Origin of the sequence: Clostridioides sp. ZZV14-6345 (genome assembly GCF_020657775.1) — a bacterium.
In the GTDB taxonomy this organism is placed as follows: domain Bacteria; phylum Bacillota; class Clostridia; order Peptostreptococcales; family Peptostreptococcaceae; genus Clostridioides; species Clostridioides difficile_D.
Genome location: NZ_JAGWCX010000009.1, coordinates 20,343 through 36,894 on the forward strand (window position 1 = coordinate 20,343; position 16,552 = coordinate 36,894).

The following is a 16,552-nucleotide window of genomic DNA, read 5'->3' on the forward strand; positions in this document are numbered from 1 at the left end:
TTATTTGTAAAATATAAATGATTGGATATTTATAAATTTGAAGCTTTGAAGTACGGAATATTTGACAAGTATACAATATTTTGAATTAAAATTAAGCAGAAATTTGAATTAGTCTTTCAAATTTCTGCTTAATTTAATAGTTAAATTTTTTTATATAGAAAATAAGATTTGACACTCAGATAAAAAATCATTGCATTTTCAAAGTTCTTTAAATCAAATCCAAGTATCTCATTAATCTTTTCCAATCTATATACTAGTGTGTTTCTATGTAAAAACATACTAGTAGATGTTTTAGAAATGTTTAAGTCATTATTTATAAACTTTATTCCTGTATATAGAAGTTCTTCATCAATAGATTTAATTTTATTAAAGTCTATTAACTTATTAAGTATACTATCCTCATTAATTAAATCTAAAGTTTTATATCTAATAAGGTCAAATAAATTTAAAAACTTATTTTCAGCATTGTCTTTTACAACATGAGGTAGTAAATCAGAACATAACTGTAATCTAAAATCAAAATCAGATTTATTATCTAATTCACCAAGATAAAAAATATAAGTACTTTGATAAGTTTCAGCTTCAATTATATTTTGTGTAGTTACATTAATATCTAGGTTATATTTAGAATTTACTATAAAAAAACCATTGTGTTGTATTATACTTATATCTTCATATAAATTATAAAAAATATTTTTTAGATATTCAAAGTCTATGTGAGATTGATAAATTAAATAAAAGTTACCTTTTAGATTATCAAGATTATTTTTATCTAGAAAATCAATAACATAAATAATATTATTGAAAGTAACTAAATGGCTATTAGCATTTAAACTTTGATTTTTATATGGATAGATATTTATTTTTTTATTAAGTTGTCTTTCTAAAAAATCTTTTAACTCTTCCATAAAGTCTCCTTAAAAATAAGATTATATTCTTATCTTATAGCTAAAGTAGTTTCTTTGTCAAATATGTGTATTCTACTATTGTCAACTGAAAGTGTTAAGTCATCACCAACATTAATTCTGTTTTTACTATCAAATCTAATTGTTATCGTATTTTCACCTAGTTTTAAGTGAGCATAAGTTTCTGCTCCCATAAGCTCTTTTATTTCAATCTTTGATTTAAAACAAGTATCTGGATTAGATTTAACAAAAGCATCTTCTACATGAATATCTTCTGGTCTAATACCTACAACAACTTCATTATTAATATAATTATCTTTTATTAAATCATAGTGTTTCTCCTTATTCAATTTAAGCTTAATATGTTCATTTTGTACATAAATTTCGTTGTTTTCTTCTATTAATGTTACATTAATAAAGTTCATCTGTGGTGCTCCAATAAACCCTGCAACAAATATATTAGCTGGATAGTCGTATACATCTTGTGGAGTTGCAATCTGTTGAACCACTCCGTCTTTCATTACTACAATTCTATCAGCCATAGTCATAGCTTCGACTTGGTCATGTGTTACATAGATAAATGTAGTTCCAAGCTGTTGATGTAGCTTAGTTATCTCTGTTCTCATGGCAGTTCTAAGTTTTGCATCTAAGTTTGATAGAGGCTCATCCATTAAGAATACCTTAGGATTTCTAACTATTGCACGTCCTAAAGCAACCCTTTGTCTTTGTCCTCCAGATAGTGTTTTAGGTTTTTTATTTAAAAGAGATAATAAATCTAATATTTTAGCAGCTTCTTTAACTTTTTTGTCTATTTCATCTTTTGGTAATTTTTTAAGTTTAAGTGCAAATGCCATGTTTTCATAAACAGATAAATGAGGATATAAAGCATAGTTTTGAAAAACCATAGCTATATCTCTATCTTTTGGTTCTATATCATTGGCAAGTTTATCTCCAATGTATAGTTCTCCAGAAGATATTTCTTCAAGACCAGCAATCATTCTAAGTGTAGTCGATTTACCACAACCAGATGGTCCTACTAAGACGATAAATTCTTTATCTTTAATGTCTATGTTTATGTTTTTTACTGCGTTAAATCCATTTGAGTAAAGTTTTGATATATTTTTTAAAATTACTTCTGACATAATATTCTCCTTGATATTTAAATTTTAATTATATAGTATCAAATTTTTTTATTATATTAAATGTGTAAAATGACTAAACTTTTTTGTTTAATAATGTAGTTATTATTATTCTAATGTATAATATATATTATTATGTAATATGTAAAATATATTAAAAAGTGATATCTGTCATTATTTTAGTGGAAGTTAAGAATTTATATATTTTAATGAATAGTTATGAGCTTAATCTAGTAAAAATTGGAAAATTTATTTTATGTAAGATATTATTAATAAAAATTTATAAAACAAAAAAACATTATATTTATGATATAATAAAAGTTATGGAAAAATAGGAATATTACTATAAAGAAGAGAGGTAAACTTATGAATAATTGGATAGAAGTAACTATAAAAACAACAACAGAAGCAGTTGAGCCTATAACAAATATACTATATGAACAAGGAGCTGGAGGGGCTGTAATAGAAGACCCAAAAGACTTTTTATTTCAAAAGAAAAATGAACTAGATTGGGATTATGTTGAAGAAGAAGTATTTAAAAAGAATGAAGAAGATGATGTCCTTATAAAAACTTACGTTTCTGAAGAAAAAAATGTGATGGAATTTGTCGAAATAATAAAGCAAAAAGTTTTAGGATTAAAAGATTTTGGTATAGATATAGGTGAAGGAAGTGTATCATTAGACCAAGTAAATGAAGCTGATTGGGCAAATGCATGGAAAGCATACTACAAACCAACAAAAGTGGGACAAAGGGTAGTAGTAAAACCTACATGGGAAGATTATGCTATTCAAGATGGGGATTTAATCATAGAGCTTGACCCTGGAATGGCGTTTGGTACAGGAACACATGAGACTACTAGTATGTGCATTAGAGAATTAGAAAAGTATGTGAATAAAGATTCTAAAGTATTTGATATTGGTTGTGGTAGTGGAATTCTTGCAATAGCAGCAGCCAAATTAGGAGCAAAAGAAGTTGTAGCTGTAGATTTAGATGAAGTGGCAGTAAAAGTTGCAAAAGAAAATGTCCTTGAAAATAAAGTTGAAGAAAATGTATCTGTAATGCATGGTAATTTAACAGATGTAATAAAAGATAAAGCTGATGTAATAGTTGCCAATATAATAGCAGATATAATAAAGATACTTGCAAAAGATGTACAAAACTTTATGAAAGAAGATGCTATATTCATATCTTCAGGTATAATTTTGGATAAAGTAGAAGAAGTTAAAGAAAGCTTAATTGAAAATGGATTTGAAATAGTTGAAGTTCAAAAATTAGGTGAATGGTCAGCAATAGTTTCTAAGCTTAAAAAATAAGGGATATGGTGACGTATAATGGATAGATTTTTTGTTGAAAAAAATAATATAAATCTACAAGATAGAACTTGCACTATAGAAGGTGAAGATGTAAAACACATTTCAAAAGTTTTAAGATACAAGCCAGGTGAGAAACTTGAGATATGTGACAAGAGTAATAATGAGTATATTTGTGAGATAATGAATATAGATAAAAGTGTAGTTAATTTAAATATTTTAGAAAAGGTTGATATAAATAGAGAATCAGAACTTAAAATAAGACTATATCAAGGACTTCCAAAAGCTCCAAAAATGGAGATGATACTTCAAAAATTAACTGAAGTGGGTGTAGAAGAGATAATATTAGTTCAAACTAAGAGAAGTGTTGCTAAAGTTGATGACAAAAAAGAAGATAAAAAATTTGAACGTTGGGAAAGAATAATTTATGAAGCAGCAAAGCAAAGTAAAAGAGGCAAGATACCAAAATTAAGAGGTGTTTTAAGTTTTAAAGAAGCTTTAGAAGATATGAAAAAAAATAATACAAGTATTTGCCCTTATGAAAATGAAAGAACAGTTTCAATAAAACATGCACTTAAAAAATGTGATTTTAATGTAGACAGCGTTGGAATTTTTATAGGTCCAGAAGGTGGATTTTCTGAAGAAGAGATAGAACAAGTGCAAAATAATAATTGTAGTGTTGTATCATTAGGGCCTAGAATATTGAGAACTGAGACAGCTTCTGTTGTAGCATCAACAATAGCTTTGTATGAGCTAAGTGATTTAGGAGGAGAAAAATAAATTGAAAAAAGTAGCTTTTTATACACTTGGGTGTAAAGTCAATCAATATGAAACGGAAGCTATGCTAGAACTATTTGAAAAAGATGGTTATGAACAAGTTAATAGTGAAGAATATGCTGACGTTTATGTTATAAATACATGTACAGTTACTCATATGAGTGATAGAAAATCTCGTCAATACATAAGACGAGTTAAGAAAAAAAATCCAGATGCAATAATAGCCGTAGTGGGATGCTATTCTCAAGTATCACCAGAAGAAATTTTGGATATAGAAGAAGTAAATCTAGTCATGGGTACAAATGACAGAAGAACGATTGTTGAAGAAATTAAAAAGATAGATGCAAACAAAAAAGTTAGTACGGTTGATGATATAATGAAAGTTAAAGCTTTTGAAGAAATAGAAATTAGCCAGACTAATGGAAAGACTAGAGCATTTATGAAAATACAAGATGGATGTGATAGATTTTGTACCTACTGTATCATTCCTTATGCACGAGGTCGTGTTAGAAGTAGAGATATTGATAGTATAGTCTATGAGGTAAAAAAATTGGCTAATAATGGCTATAAAGAGGTCGTATTAACAGGAATACATGTTGCCTCTTATGGAAAAGATTTAAAGGATAAAGATATTAAACTTCTTGATGTAATAAAACAAATAAATGAAATAGAAGAAATAGAAAGAATTAGACTTAGCTCTGTTGAACCAATTTTATTTACAGATGAATTTGTGAATGAAGTTTTAAAGATGGATAAAGTTTGTCCTCATTACCATCTATCGCTTCAAAGTGGATGTAATGAAACTTTAAAAAGAATGAATAGACGATATACAACTTTAGAGTACAAAACTATTGTAGACAGATTGAGAAGTAAAATGCCAGATGTTGCAATAACTACAGATGTAATAGTAGGGTTCCCAGGAGAGACAAATGAAGAATTTAAAAAAACATATGAGTTTTTGAAAGAAATAGAGCTTTCACAAATGCATATTTTTAAATATTCACCAAGAAAAGGAACTCCAGCTGCAATTATGGAAAATCAAGTTGACCCTCAAATGAAGCATTTTAGAAGTGAACAACTTTTAAATTTAAGTAAAGTAAATTTTAATAAATTTGCAACTAAATTTATTGGTCGCGAGTTAGATGTTTTATTTGAACAAAATCTAGAAGGCAATAAATACGAAGGCTTAACTTCAAATTATATAAGAGTTGTTGTTGAAAGTGACAAAAATATACAAGGTCAGATATTAAAAGTAAAAATAAATGATGTAAAAGATGAATATGTAGAAGGAATTTTGCTATAACATGTAGAAATTATAATATTTAGTAAGATAGGAGGTGGAAAAAAATGGATTGTATTTTTTGTAAAATAGCGAACGGAGAAATACCTTCAACTAAAGTTTATGAAGATGATAGAGTCTTAGCATTTAACGACTTGAACCCAGTTGCTCCATATCATATATTAGTTGTACCTAAAAAACATTATGATAGTGTAATTGATATTCCTGATAAAGAGATGGACATTGTGTCACATATTCATGTTGTTATTAATAAAATAGCTAAAGAGAAAGGTTTTGACCAAACTGGATTCAGAATCATAAATAATTGTGGAAGTGATGGAGGGCAAGAAGTTAAGCATTTGCACTATCATATTTTAGCTGGTAAAAAGCTTCCTAATTACGAAGCGGGACAAAACTAAACTAAATTATTGAAAAATTGAGTTTCTTCTTGATAAAAATACTTGATAAAAGTAAAAATTTAGTTTATAATAAACAAAGTGTTAGGTTGTAATGCATATTATGCAAAAAGAACATAGTTACAGTCCCAGCATAATTGCGCTATTGGAGGGAGGGAAAAAGAAATGTCAGAAGTAAGAGTTAGAGAAAATGAAACATTAGACAGCGCTTTAAGAAGATTCAAGCGTCAATGTGCAATGTCTGGCATCATGTCAGAAGTGAGAAAAAGAGAGCACTATGATAAGCCAAGCGTTAAGCGTAAGAAAAAAGCTGAAGCAGCAAGAAGAAAAAACGCTAAGAAATAGTAGTAAATAAGAATAAAGAGGTGAAGGGGATGTCCCTTAAGCAGAAGTTACAAGAGGATTTGAAATCTTCGATGAAAAACAAAGATACAGTGAGAAAATCTGTAGTAACTTTAATAAGAGCTTCTATAAAGCAGTATGAGGTTGATAATAGGGTCGAGCTTGATGAAGATGGAATTATCGATGTAATAGCAAAGCAATTAAAGCAACGTAGAGATGCATTAGTTGAATTTGAAAAAGCTGGAAGAGAAGACTTAATAAAAGAAACAGAAGTTGAAATTGAAGTTTTAAAAGAGTACCTACCTCAACAATTAAGCGAAGAAGAGTTAGAAGAAATTGTAAAATCTACTATATCTGAAGTAGGAGCAACTTCTATGAAGGATATGGGAAAAATAATGTCAGTTATCCAACCAAAAGTTAAAGGAAGAGCTGACGGAAAACTTATAAATAAGTTGGTAAAACAAAACTTACAATAGATTGATATAGCCTAGAGAGAAATCTCTAGGCTTTTTATAGTTTTTGGGAATAACAAGTCATATTTGAGCATATCTATAATCAAAGAAAATTTTGAAAGAAGGGGAAAAATTTGATTATATCAGTAAAAGAGATTAGGAATTTTTTGATAAACATATTGATACCATTAATAATAGGTTACTTAAGTAGTATTTTAACAATGATTATTAGTGGAACAGATATTTCAACCTATTATTTACAACTCACAAAGCCAAGCTTTGCACCACCAGCTTTTATATTTCCAATAGTTTGGACTATATTGTACATACTGATGGGTATATCTTCATACATAATATTAAGAAAGGGTTATAACTTACCTAAAGTAAGAGATGCAATTTTTTATTATGGGTTACAACTTGTGCTAAACTTTGTTTGGAGTATACTATTTTTTGGGTTTGGACTTAGATTTACAGCTTTAATAGATATAATAATAATGATTTTGGTTTCTATAATAACCATTTCTAAGTTTTCTAAAATAGATAAGAGAGCTGGATACATAAATTTGGTATATTTGATGTGGCTTGTTTATGCAGGATTTTTGAATTATTTTATATGGTTTATTAATAAATAGAATGTAAAGGTTTTGTAAATTACCCTGTACTTTTAATAATATCACACCAAATAAAAAATAAATAGACTATTAAAAATAATCATTTTCATATACAATAATATTAATTTAAATATAATAAATTTATAAAAGTTGTATTTAAAGATTAACATATTAAAGTATTAGAATTGGAAAGGCTTGAAGGGAGAGGTTTTTATGCAAATAATAGTATCTGGGAGACAAATGAAATTAACTGACGGAATAAAAGGATACGTAGATGGAAAATTAAGTAGGTTAGAAAAATACCTTGATCCTGAATCAGAAGTGAAAGTAACAGTAAGTGCGAAAAAGGATAGACAAAAAGTGGAGGTTACAATAATTCCTGTTAGTGGGCAAATAATAAGAGCAGAAGATGTGGAAGATGATTTATATGCAGCGATTGATATTGTTTGTGACAAATTAAGTAGACAAGTTGTCAAGTATAAAACTAAAGTTAAAGACAAAAATCAAAATAATAAGAGCATAAGATTTGAAAATGTTGACTTTATAGATAATAGCAATGAATTTGATGATTATGATTATGATGAAGAAGATAAAAATATAGTTATAGAAAGAAGAAAGAAATTTAATGTAAAACCTATGAGCTCAGAAGAAGCAATACTTCAAATGGAATTGGTAGGACACAATTTCTATATGTTTAGAAATCAAGATAATTTTGAAATAAACATAGTGTATAAGCGTAAAGCTGGTGGATATGGTTTAATAGAACAAGACTAATAAAAATTGTATACGTTTAGATTTTATATAAGAAAAATAAAAAGGTAATTATATTGATTTTTTATCAATATGATTACCTTTTTATTGTTTAAATAATATATTAAATATTAGGTATTATTGTATAAAAATTTTAAAACTAATCTATTGCAACATCAATAAAGTGCATAAATACCTATTTCAAGCATAAAATTAATTAAGGGGGTAATGCTTATGTTAGAAATATCCACTGATTTACAAGTAAATCAACCAGTTATTACTGTTACAAGTAATACGTTTATGAGTATAGAAAATTATCTATCAATATTAGAATATGAAGTTGATTTAATAAGAATAAAGACTAAAGTTAAAACAATTAAAATATCTGGGGATAAACTATCACTTAAGTATATTACTGATAGTGAGATAGGTATAAAAGGAATTATTTACAATGTTGAGTATGTTGATTAGGAGGAGATACACTTGATAAGTTTTATAAGGGGATACTATGTTATAGTTGTGGAAGGAGTAGGACTCGAACAATTTTTAAATCATCTTATAAGAAATGGGATAAGTGTTTACAATGTAACTAGAATAAAAAATACTAAAATGGAGTTTCATATAGATAGACAAGATATAAAAGAGTTTAAGAATATTTATAGAGGAAGTAAGTTTGATATAAAGGTAAAGCAAAAAACAGGGGTTCCTTTTATTATCAAAAGAATTTATAAGCACAAAGGTATGTGGATTTGTGCTGTTGTATCTTTATTTTTATTGATGTCAACATCACAGTTCGTGACAGATGTATATATACAATCTCCTGAAGGGATAAAAAAAGAAGCTCTTAGAAGTGAGCTTTACAAGGTTGGAGTAAGACCAGGAGTATATAAGAAGAGTATTGATAGAAAAGAAGTTAGAGACCATATGATGTCAAAATTTAATGATGTAGCATATTTATCCATTAATGTAAAAGGAACAAATATATTTGTTACTGTTACAAAAAAGGCGGAATCCCTAAAATCTACAGACCAATCAAATTATTGTAATGTAATTGCTTTAAAAAATGGTATAATAGAAAAGGTAATCCCTAGAAGTGGTAAATCTGTCATTAAATCTGGAGATATAGTTCAAAAGGGAGATGTCTTGTTAAATGGAGCTAATACAAAATCAATACCAGAAGTATGGGCAAGTACTTTTTATGAATCTACAAAAAAGGCAAGTTATGTAGATATTGTAAACAAAAAGACTGGAGAAAAGAAAAATATATATACGTTAAGTTTTTATGATAAAGAGTTCACAATGAGAAAAAATATAAAATATAAAGATTATATTGTTGAAAATAAAGAAAAAAAACTATCAATAGGAGACTATACTTTTCCGATAAAGATAAAGACGAGTACTTTTTATGAAACAAAAAAAGTAGAAGTGAAAAGGAATAAAGAAGAGTTAAAAAAAGAATTATCTGAAAAAGCTTTAAAAGAGTTAGAATACATAATCCCAGCTTCGGCTAGAATAATAGATGTAAAACATAACTTTAAGGTTAATAAAAATATGTTAGAATATTTAATAACAGTTCAAACTAGTGAAAATATTGCTAAAATTTATCCTCTTAGTAAATCAGAAGCAGAAAGGTTTATAAAGGAAGAAAGTAAACCAAAAGAAGGCGAAGAGGAAGTTCCTTCTAATCCAGAAAAAAGGCCATTGAATGATATAAGAAATGAATTTGATGAGGATAATAAGGATAATAAAGACCAAAACAGTTATGATGAAAATAATAGTAATCAAAATAGTAATAATAGTCAAAATAATAATAGCAATAATAACTAATAAAATTAAACTTAAAATCTTAGGAGGACTAATTCAATTGATAATACAAAAGAAATTTACAATAGCAGATGGTAATTTTGAAAGAGAGTTATTTGGTAACTTTGATGAAAATGTAAAATTAATAGAAAAAACTTTAAATATAGATGTGATACTTAGAGAAGGTAATATAATTTTAATTGGAGAAGAAAAGAATGTAGATTCTGCATTAAAACTTATGAATGAATTACATCAGACTGTATCAAATGGTAAACATTTAGATAAACAGAGTATTTCTTATTCATTGTCTCTTTTACTTGAAGGTAGTGAACAAAAAATAAAAGAACTTGAGGGAACAATTGTCATAACTCAAAGAGGTAAAGCTGTTCAACCTAAAACTTTAGGTCAAAAAGAATATATAAAACTTATAGAAAATAATGATATAACTTTTGGTGTTGGACCTGCTGGAACAGGAAAGACTTATCTTGCCGTTGCTATGGCAGTAAAAGCTTTTAAAAGAGATGAAGTTAGTAGAATTATACTTACAAGACCAGCTGTGGAAGCTGGAGAGAGTTTAGGTTTTTTGCCAGGAGATTTAAAGGACAAAGTTGACCCATACTTAAGACCATTATACGATGCACTATTTGAAATGTTAGGTGCTGATAAATTTAATAAATATTTAGAAAGAGGTACTATTGAGGTTGCTCCACTTGCATTTATGAGAGGTAGAACCCTTGACAATTCATTTATAATATTAGATGAAGCTCAAAATACTACTTCTGAACAAATGAAAATGTTTTTAACTAGACTAGGATTTGGTTCTAAAGCTGTAGTTACAGGTGATGTAACACAAACAGACTTACCACAAAATAAGAAGAGTGGTCTAATACAGGCTACAGAGATTCTTAAAGGAGTTCCAGGAATTGGGTCTATAATGTTAACTGATAGAGATGTTGTAAGACATGAGTTAGTACAGAGAATAATAAGAGCTTATGAGAAGCATGATAAAAGAGAAGAATTTAAAAAAGAAGAACGTAAAAAAGCGAAAATACAGGAAAAGACTTTCAAAAGAAAGTAAAAGTGTAGTAATATAGATATATAGCATTATTAATGAATAAAAAGTAGGTGTAGTTAATGGATTTGATATTAGATGATAGACAAGATAAATTAGAAGTAAACGAGGAGTTAATTGAAAAGATAAAGGATATAATCTTAGAATGTTTAGATTATGAAGGATATGATGATAATTATGAAGTGAGTCTTTCTTTTGTAGATAATAAAGAGATTCATGAATTAAATAGAGAATATAGAGGAGTTGATAGAGTGACTGATGTTTTATCATTTCCTCTTTTAAGTGATGATTTTGATGATGTTGAGTTAGAAGAAGAATCTCTAGGTGATATAGTAATATCTCTTGAAAGAGCCTTAGAACAGAGTATAGAGTACAATCATAGTTTTGAAAGAGAAGTATGTTTTTTAATATGTCATAGTATGTTTCATCTTTTAGGTTATGACCACGATACAGATGAAAATACAAAAGAAATGAGAGAAAAAGAAGAACACATATTGAATAAGTTAAACATAACAAGGGAGTAGTTTTTATGAAACCAGGAAAAGCTCGTCAAGGTATAATTAAAGCATTTAATGCAGCTATAGAAGGGATATTGTATACATTTAAATTTGAAAGAAACATGAAAATACATTATTTAGGTTCAGTTGCTGTTCTTATAATAAGTTTGTTTTTTAACTTTTCAAAATTAGAAATGATAATGTTGCTTATGTCCATATGTTTAGTTGTAGTTGCGGAGATGTTTAATACAGCTATAGAAAAAGCTGTTGATTTAGTAACTGATGAATATCATGTGCTTGCTAAGATAGCAAAAGATGTTGCGGCTGGTGGTGTTCTAGTAGCAGCACTAAACTCAGTAGTAGTTGGATATATTTTGTTTTATGATAAATTGACGGATATATCTGGGATATTAATTTATAAAATAAGAGAATCAGAATTACATATAACCTTGATATGTATATTATTGGTTCTTATAGCTGTTGTAGTTGTAAAAGCATTGACTTCTACAGGTACTCCTTTAAAAGGAGGAATGCCAAGTGGTCATGCTGCTTTAGCATTTGCTATAGCAACTGCAATTACACTTATGACTGAAAGAGTTGTTGCATCTACTCTTGCATATATAATGGCTGTATTAGTTGCCCAAAGTAGGATTGAAGGAAAAATACATACATTTTGGGAGACTATAGCTGGAGCTTTATTAGGTGTGCTGATAGCTATATTAGTATTTCAGCTTGGAATGTTCTATAATTAAAATAAATGTACATAAAATATTTAAAATAAAACAAATCTGTGCTAATTAAAATTTTATGATATAATGTAGAGTATTAAATAAAAATAACTTTTAATTATTGTATACAGGAGGAGATGTTGTGGATAACATAGAATTGTTAAAGTTGGCAGAAGATGCCAGACAACATTCTTATGCTCCTTACTCAGGTTTTAGAGTGGGTGCAGCTCTTTTAACTAAGAGTGGTAAAGTTTATACTGGATGTAATATAGAATGTGCATCATTAGGTGGAACAAATTGTGCAGAAAGAACAGCCATTTTTAAAGCAATATCAGAAGGTGATAAAGATATCTATAAAATAGCTATAGCAAGTGATAACTCAGAAAATAATGAGCAAACATATCCATGTGGAATATGCAGGCAGGTAATTATAGAGTTTGGCTCTGATATAAAAATAATAACAGGATATACTAAAGGAGAGGTGTTTGAGCATGATATAAAGGATTTGTTGCCAAACTATTTCTCTGGAAATGATTTAAAATAAATTTAAAAATCTAAATAAATTTAATGTGATTAAAACAAGAAGATAAAAAAGTTAGGAGACAGTTAATGTTCAAATCAGGTTTTGTCAGTATAGTTGGTAGACCAAATGTAGGAAAATCTACTTTAATGAATAATGTAGTTGGAGAAAAAATAGCTATAATGAGTGATAAGCCTCAAACTACAAGAAATACAATACAAGCAGTATATACAGATGAAGAATCTCAGATAGTATTTTTAGATACACCAGGTATTCACAAACCAAAAAATAAATTAGGTGAATTTATGGTAAAGGCAGCAACAGAAGCCTTTAAAAATGTAGATTTAATATTATTTGTGGTTGATGATTCTAAAAAAATAGGTCCTGGAGATAGAAAGATAATAGAGGACTTAAGAGGTGTCAAAACACCAATAATTATAGTTGTAAACAAAATAGACCAACTAGACCAAAAAGATGAATTATTTGATATAATCAAAATGTATGATAATGAGGGGCTTTTTAAAGAAATAGTACCAATATCAGCATTAAAAGGAAAGAATACGGATACCCTAATAAAAGTTATACAAAACTATTTAGAAGAAGGACCAAAGTATTTTCCAGATTATATGATTACAGACCAGCCAGAGAGGGTATTAATAGCAGAACTTATAAGAGAAAAAGTTCTTCACTATCTTAATGATGAAATACCTCATGGTGTAGCTGTTGAAATTGAAAAAATGAAAGCAAGAAATGATAAAGAAATAGTAGATGTATCTGCTGTAATATATTGTGAAAGAGATTCACATAAGGGAATAATAATAGGAAAAAATGGTAGGAAACTAAAAGGAATAGGTAAATCAGCAAGACAAGATATAGAATTACTTTTAGGTTCACAAATAAATCTTCAATTATGGGTTAAAGTCAAAGAAAATTGGAGAAATTTACAAAATTATATAAATAATTTTGGATATAATGATAAATAAAGGTGGGTTATATGGATAGGAAACTGGATGCTTCCCAAGATTTATTATATGAAGTAAAATCATTAATTGATAATAATAAAGTATTGGAGTTAAGAGAATTAATAGAGGAATATCATATAATTGATATATTCGATATAATGGAAAATTTAGAGGAAGACATGAAAATTCAATTGTTTGAAGTACTTCCTTTAGATATGGCATCTTCTATATTAGAAGAAGGTAGTGTAGAGTTTTTTATTAGTATTTTATCTAAGTTGGATGTAGAACACTCAAAAAATACACTTGAACTTATGTCTCTTGGGGACATGGCAGACAAGTTAAGTGAGCTTGAAGAAGAAGAAAGAGAACACATAATAAATCTTTTAAATCAAGAGAATGCTGATTATGTAAAAGAGCTATTATTCTATGATGAAGATTCTGCTGGTGGAACAATGACTACTGGATATATTTCTATAAATAAAGATATGACAGCTCTTGAGGCGATAGACCATATGAGAGAAGAAGCTGAAGAAGCCGAAACTATTTATTATATATATGTAGTTGATGATGAAGAAAAACTAGTTGGAGTATTGTCATTAAGAGAATTAATAATAGCTAGAGATGCAAATATAGTAGAAGATTTGATGAGTGAAAATATAATCTCTGTTTATGTAGATGAAGATAGAGAAGAAGCAGTAAGATTAGTATCTAAATACAATTTAATAGCAATTCCAGTAGTGGATAGACAAGAAAAATTAAAAGGAATAATAACAGTAGATGATATAATCGATGTAATGGAAGAAGAAGCAACTGAAGATATGTATAAGTTTGCAGGAAGTTCAGAACATGAAAGAGAAGTTGCTGAAAAAGAAAACCCTACATTGAAAGAGCAGACAATATCAGCACTTAGAGGAAGATTACCTTGGTTAATTATTACATTAATAGGAGGATTGTTGGCTTCGTTAATACTTTCTAACTTAGACTATATAATGAACCCTGTATATGCTCCATTAGTATTTTTTATACCAGTAGTAATTGGTATGGGTGGAAATATTGGAACTCAATCATCATCTGTTACAGTAATAACATTGTCTAATAAAGATTTGAATTTTAGTAATGTGGTTAGAGAAGCTATTGTAGGAATTATTACAGGTCTTTTGTGTAGTATAATAACAGGTATTATAATTTACTTTGTTATGAGAAAGTTAGACATTGTATTAATTGTTTCAATATCATTATTTATAAATATGGTTTTGGGTGCAACAATAGGTGCGTTTATGCCTGTTTTATTAAAAAAAATGGATGCAGACCCATCTACAGTTTCATCACCAATTATATCTACAGCTCTTGATATAACTGGCATAGCAGTTTACATTATAATAACAACAGCATTATTGTCAAAAATTGTTTAATAACTTTATGTATGATTTATCCTCTTCTTACTAAAAATATAAGTATAAATGTAAGAAGGGGGTTTTTTAAAAATGAACAATATCAGTTGGGAAGTTTTTAAAAAAACAGGTAGTATAGATGCATATTTATATTTCTGTGATTGCAAAAACATACATGAAGAAATTGAAGAAGTAAGGGAGAAAAAAGAAGACGATGATAATCCTGAACACCCAGGGGATAGTACTTAAAGCTATAAGGTATAAGGAAAGTGATATAATACTTACACTATTTACAAGGAAGCTTGGAAAGATATCTGCAATAGCAAAAGGAGCCAAAAAAAATAAGAGCTCTTTACTTTCATCATCACAGTTATTTTCTTATAGCAATTTTACCTTAAAAAAACAAGGTAATATGTACAAGGTTACTCAAAGCGAAATAATAAAAAGTTTTTATAATATATCCTACGATATAGAGGCATTTTCTTATGCTACATATATTACAAAATTAGTTGAGAATTCTATACTTGAAAATCAGACTAATAATAGGTTATTTATATTACTTGCGCAGACGCTGTATTTGTATACACAAGAGAATACAGATAATAGGTTTATAACAGTAGCATTCGAGTTAAAATTTTTAGACTATATAGGATTTAAACCTATAGTGAATAAATGCATTAATTGTAAATGTAAAATTTTGCAAAATTCTGTGTTTAATATCTACGAAGGTGGTATACTATGTAGTAAGTGTAGCAAACTTTTTGATAATAATATAAAATTAGACTTAACAACTATAAGTCTTATGGAATATGTATTAAGGAATGATATTTTAACATGTAGTAAAGCTAAAGTATCAAAATATATAACACATGAGCTTGAGAATATTCTAGACAAGTATTTGAAAGTTTATGTTGATAATATTAATTTTAAATCATTACACGTATTACAAAGTGTAAAAAATAATAAGGGAGTGGATAATGATGAGTAGTAATATAACTATTGAAATGGTTGATTCAGTCTTTGAAAGAGTTCCAGGAGCAACTTATGCAGAAGCAAAAGAGGCATTAGTAATATGCGATGGAGATGTAATTGAAGCAGTAATATATTTAGAAAATAAAAAAAATACTTGTAATTGTAAAGCAAAATCTGCTAAAGAAACTATGGAAGAAGTATTTGGTAAAGATGGAGAAAATATAAAATTTCAACTAAAAGAGCTTCTTAGAAAAAGTAGTGTAGTAAGAGTAATAATTGAAAAAGATGGAAAAACTATGATGAACATTCCTTTAACAGTTGGAGTTGTTGGATTAGCTTTTGTACCATTAGCTACTTTAGTTGGTCTATCAGCTGCCGTTATAAGTAAATATCGTATAAAAGTTCAAAATGAAGAAGATGGAGAAATTGTAGATTTAGGTGAATTGAATGAAGAAAAACTTCATGTTTTGAAGAATATGATAACTAATGCAGCTAAAGATGTGAAGGATGTAGTAGTTGATAAAAAAGAAGATGACAAAGATGTAACTGATGACCTTATGAAAGAAGAATTTGAAAAGAATAAAGAAGACGAAGACGAAAATAAATAGATATAAAGTGACTTTTA

General features: G+C 28.0%; 21 protein-coding genes. 19 read left to right on the forward strand and 2 right to left on the reverse strand.

The features are described 5' to 3' along the window. Positions 1 to 140: 140 nt before the first annotated feature. A complete protein-coding gene (locus KGF39_RS03625) occupies positions 141 to 908 on the reverse strand; it encodes a helix-turn-helix domain-containing protein (protein ID WP_227821230.1) in 768 nt (255 codons plus the stop codon). Between the two features lie 29 nt (positions 909 to 937). After that, entirely contained in the window at positions 938 to 2,047 is a 1,110-nt protein-coding gene (locus KGF39_RS03630) for a sn-glycerol-3-phosphate ABC transporter ATP-binding protein UgpC (RefSeq protein WP_227821231.1), read from the reverse strand. 363 nt (positions 2,048 to 2,410) lie between these two features. Here KGF39_RS03630 and prmA point away from each other — a divergent pair, with 363 nt between their 5' ends. The 19 genes from prmA (at position 2,411) to KGF39_RS03725 (ending at position 16,535) form a co-directional block, all read left to right on the forward strand. Further along, positions 2,411 to 3,358, forward strand: coding sequence for a 50S ribosomal protein L11 methyltransferase (gene prmA / locus KGF39_RS03635; protein WP_107596015.1), 948 nt, complete (start codon positions 2,411 to 2,413; stop codon positions 3,356 to 3,358). An 18-nt stretch (positions 3,359 to 3,376) separates the two neighbouring features. Further along, on the forward strand, positions 3,377 to 4,135 hold the full coding sequence (locus KGF39_RS03640) for a 16S rRNA (uracil(1498)-N(3))-methyltransferase (protein WP_227821232.1): 759 nt from the start codon (positions 3,377 to 3,379) through the stop codon (positions 4,133 to 4,135). A gap of 1 nt (position 4,136) precedes the next feature. Then, the gene (gene mtaB, locus KGF39_RS03645; protein ID WP_227821233.1) at positions 4,137 to 5,435 is read left to right on the forward strand and encodes a tRNA (N(6)-L-threonylcarbamoyladenosine(37)-C(2))-methylthiotransferase MtaB; all 1,299 of its coding nucleotides are present in this window, start codon (positions 4,137 to 4,139) and stop codon (positions 5,433 to 5,435) included. 44 nt (positions 5,436 to 5,479) lie between these two features. Then, positions 5,480 to 5,830 carry a histidine triad nucleotide-binding protein gene (locus tag KGF39_RS03650; protein WP_054271054.1) on the forward strand — a complete coding sequence of 117 codons (351 nt, stop codon included), beginning with the start codon at positions 5,480 to 5,482 and terminating at the stop codon, positions 5,828 to 5,830. Between the two features lie 162 nt (positions 5,831 to 5,992). After that, positions 5,993 to 6,172, forward strand: a complete 180-nt coding sequence (gene rpsU, locus KGF39_RS03655) for a 30S ribosomal protein S21 (protein ID WP_003416618.1) — start codon at positions 5,993 to 5,995, stop codon at positions 6,170 to 6,172. 29 nt (positions 6,173 to 6,201) lie between these two features. After that, a complete protein-coding gene (locus tag KGF39_RS03660) occupies positions 6,202 to 6,645 on the forward strand; it encodes a GatB/YqeY domain-containing protein (protein WP_054274448.1) in 444 nt (147 codons plus the stop codon). Positions 6,646 to 6,755: 110 nt separating this feature from the next. Next, positions 6,756 to 7,253 (forward strand): TspO/MBR family protein, encoded by a 498-nt coding sequence (locus tag KGF39_RS03665; protein WP_227821234.1) that lies wholly within the window; start codon positions 6,756 to 6,758, stop codon positions 7,251 to 7,253. 192 nt (positions 7,254 to 7,445) lie between these two features. Beyond that, complete coding sequence (gene hpf / locus KGF39_RS03670; RefSeq protein ID WP_227821235.1) at positions 7,446 to 8,006, forward strand: ribosome hibernation-promoting factor, HPF/YfiA family; 561 nt, start codon at positions 7,446 to 7,448, stop codon at positions 8,004 to 8,006. A gap of 210 nt (positions 8,007 to 8,216) precedes the next feature. Then, positions 8,217 to 8,453 carry a YabP/YqfC family sporulation protein gene (locus KGF39_RS03675; RefSeq protein ID WP_054274445.1) on the forward strand — a complete coding sequence of 79 codons (237 nt, stop codon included), beginning with the start codon at positions 8,217 to 8,219 and terminating at the stop codon, positions 8,451 to 8,453. Positions 8,454 to 8,465: 12 nt separating this feature from the next. After that, on the forward strand, positions 8,466 to 9,809 hold the full coding sequence (gene yqfD, locus KGF39_RS03680; RefSeq protein WP_227821236.1) for a sporulation protein YqfD: 1,344 nt from the start codon (positions 8,466 to 8,468) through the stop codon (positions 9,807 to 9,809). Continuing rightward, positions 9,748 to 10,863, forward strand: coding sequence for a PhoH family protein (locus tag KGF39_RS03685; RefSeq protein WP_227821263.1), 1,116 nt, complete (start codon positions 9,748 to 9,750; stop codon positions 10,861 to 10,863). Before yqfD ends, KGF39_RS03685 begins: the two co-directional genes overlap by 62 nt. Positions 10,864 to 10,919: 56 nt before the next feature. Further along, positions 10,920 to 11,381, forward strand: a complete 462-nt coding sequence (gene ybeY, locus KGF39_RS03690) for an rRNA maturation RNase YbeY (protein WP_227821237.1) — start codon at positions 10,920 to 10,922, stop codon at positions 11,379 to 11,381. Between the two features lie 5 nt (positions 11,382 to 11,386). Beyond that, positions 11,387 to 12,106 (forward strand): diacylglycerol kinase, encoded by a 720-nt coding sequence (locus tag KGF39_RS03695; protein WP_054274442.1) that lies wholly within the window; start codon positions 11,387 to 11,389, stop codon positions 12,104 to 12,106. A 118-nt stretch (positions 12,107 to 12,224) separates the two neighbouring features. Then, complete coding sequence (locus tag KGF39_RS03700; RefSeq protein WP_054274441.1) at positions 12,225 to 12,626, forward strand: cytidine deaminase; 402 nt, start codon at positions 12,225 to 12,227, stop codon at positions 12,624 to 12,626. Positions 12,627 to 12,691: 65 nt separating this feature from the next. Then, entirely contained in the window at positions 12,692 to 13,585 is an 894-nt protein-coding gene (gene era, locus KGF39_RS03705; protein ID WP_227821238.1) for a GTPase Era, read from the forward strand. An 11-nt stretch (positions 13,586 to 13,596) separates the two neighbouring features. Next, a complete protein-coding gene (gene mgtE / locus KGF39_RS03710; protein WP_227821239.1) occupies positions 13,597 to 14,976 on the forward strand; it encodes a magnesium transporter in 1,380 nt (459 codons plus the stop codon). A 72-nt stretch (positions 14,977 to 15,048) separates the two neighbouring features. Next, the gene (locus KGF39_RS03715) at positions 15,049 to 15,204 is read left to right on the forward strand and encodes a YqzL family protein (protein WP_003416649.1); all 156 of its coding nucleotides are present in this window, start codon (positions 15,049 to 15,051) and stop codon (positions 15,202 to 15,204) included. Then, positions 15,170 to 15,943: a DNA repair protein RecO gene (gene recO / locus KGF39_RS03720; RefSeq protein WP_054274438.1), complete on the forward strand. Its 774-nt coding sequence runs from the start codon at positions 15,170 to 15,172 to the stop codon at positions 15,941 to 15,943. Before KGF39_RS03715 ends, recO begins: the two co-directional genes overlap by 35 nt. Continuing rightward, entirely contained in the window at positions 15,936 to 16,535 is a 600-nt protein-coding gene (locus tag KGF39_RS03725) for a DUF4342 domain-containing protein (protein WP_199856142.1), read from the forward strand. Before recO ends, KGF39_RS03725 begins: the two co-directional genes overlap by 8 nt. Positions 16,536 to 16,552 lie beyond the last annotated feature (17 nt).

Bases quoted from the DNA above. Each gene is read 5' to 3' on its own strand.
- KGF39_RS03725 (WP_199856142.1), top strand. From the start codon at position 15,936: ATGAGTAGTAATATAACTATTGAAATGGTTGATTCAGTCTTTGAAAGA.
- KGF39_RS03650 (WP_054271054.1), top strand. From the start codon at position 5,480: ATGGATTGTATTTTTTGTAAAATAGCGAACGGAGAAATACCTTCAACT.
- KGF39_RS03675 (WP_054274445.1), top strand. From the start codon at position 8,217: ATGTTAGAAATATCCACTGATTTACAAGTAAATCAACCAGTTATTACT.
- KGF39_RS03640 (WP_227821232.1), top strand. From the start codon at position 3,377: ATGGATAGATTTTTTGTTGAAAAAAATAATATAAATCTACAAGATAGA.
- KGF39_RS03630 (WP_227821231.1), bottom strand. From the start codon at position 2,047: ATGTCAGAAGTAATTTTAAAAAATATATCAAAACTTTACTCAAATGGA.
- rpsU (WP_003416618.1), top strand. From the start codon at position 5,993: ATGTCAGAAGTAAGAGTTAGAGAAAATGAAACATTAGACAGCGCTTTA.
- ybeY (WP_227821237.1), top strand. From the start codon at position 10,920: ATGGATTTGATATTAGATGATAGACAAGATAAATTAGAAGTAAACGAG.
- recO (WP_054274438.1), top strand. From the start codon at position 15,170: ATGATAATCCTGAACACCCAGGGGATAGTACTTAAAGCTATAAGGTAT.
- KGF39_RS03685 (WP_227821263.1), top strand. From the start codon at position 9,748: ATGAAAATAATAGTAATCAAAATAGTAATAATAGTCAAAATAATAATA.
- KGF39_RS03660 (WP_054274448.1), top strand. From the start codon at position 6,202: ATGTCCCTTAAGCAGAAGTTACAAGAGGATTTGAAATCTTCGATGAAA.
- hpf (WP_227821235.1), top strand. From the start codon at position 7,446: ATGCAAATAATAGTATCTGGGAGACAAATGAAATTAACTGACGGAATA.
- KGF39_RS03695 (WP_054274442.1), top strand. From the start codon at position 11,387: ATGAAACCAGGAAAAGCTCGTCAAGGTATAATTAAAGCATTTAATGCA.
- prmA (WP_107596015.1), top strand. From the start codon at position 2,411: ATGAATAATTGGATAGAAGTAACTATAAAAACAACAACAGAAGCAGTT.
- KGF39_RS03625 (WP_227821230.1), bottom strand. From the start codon at position 908: ATGGAAGAGTTAAAAGATTTTTTAGAAAGACAACTTAATAAAAAAATA.
- era (WP_227821238.1), top strand. From the start codon at position 12,692: ATGTTCAAATCAGGTTTTGTCAGTATAGTTGGTAGACCAAATGTAGGA.
- KGF39_RS03715 (WP_003416649.1), top strand. From the start codon at position 15,049: ATGAACAATATCAGTTGGGAAGTTTTTAAAAAAACAGGTAGTATAGAT.
- mgtE (WP_227821239.1), top strand. From the start codon at position 13,597: ATGGATAGGAAACTGGATGCTTCCCAAGATTTATTATATGAAGTAAAA.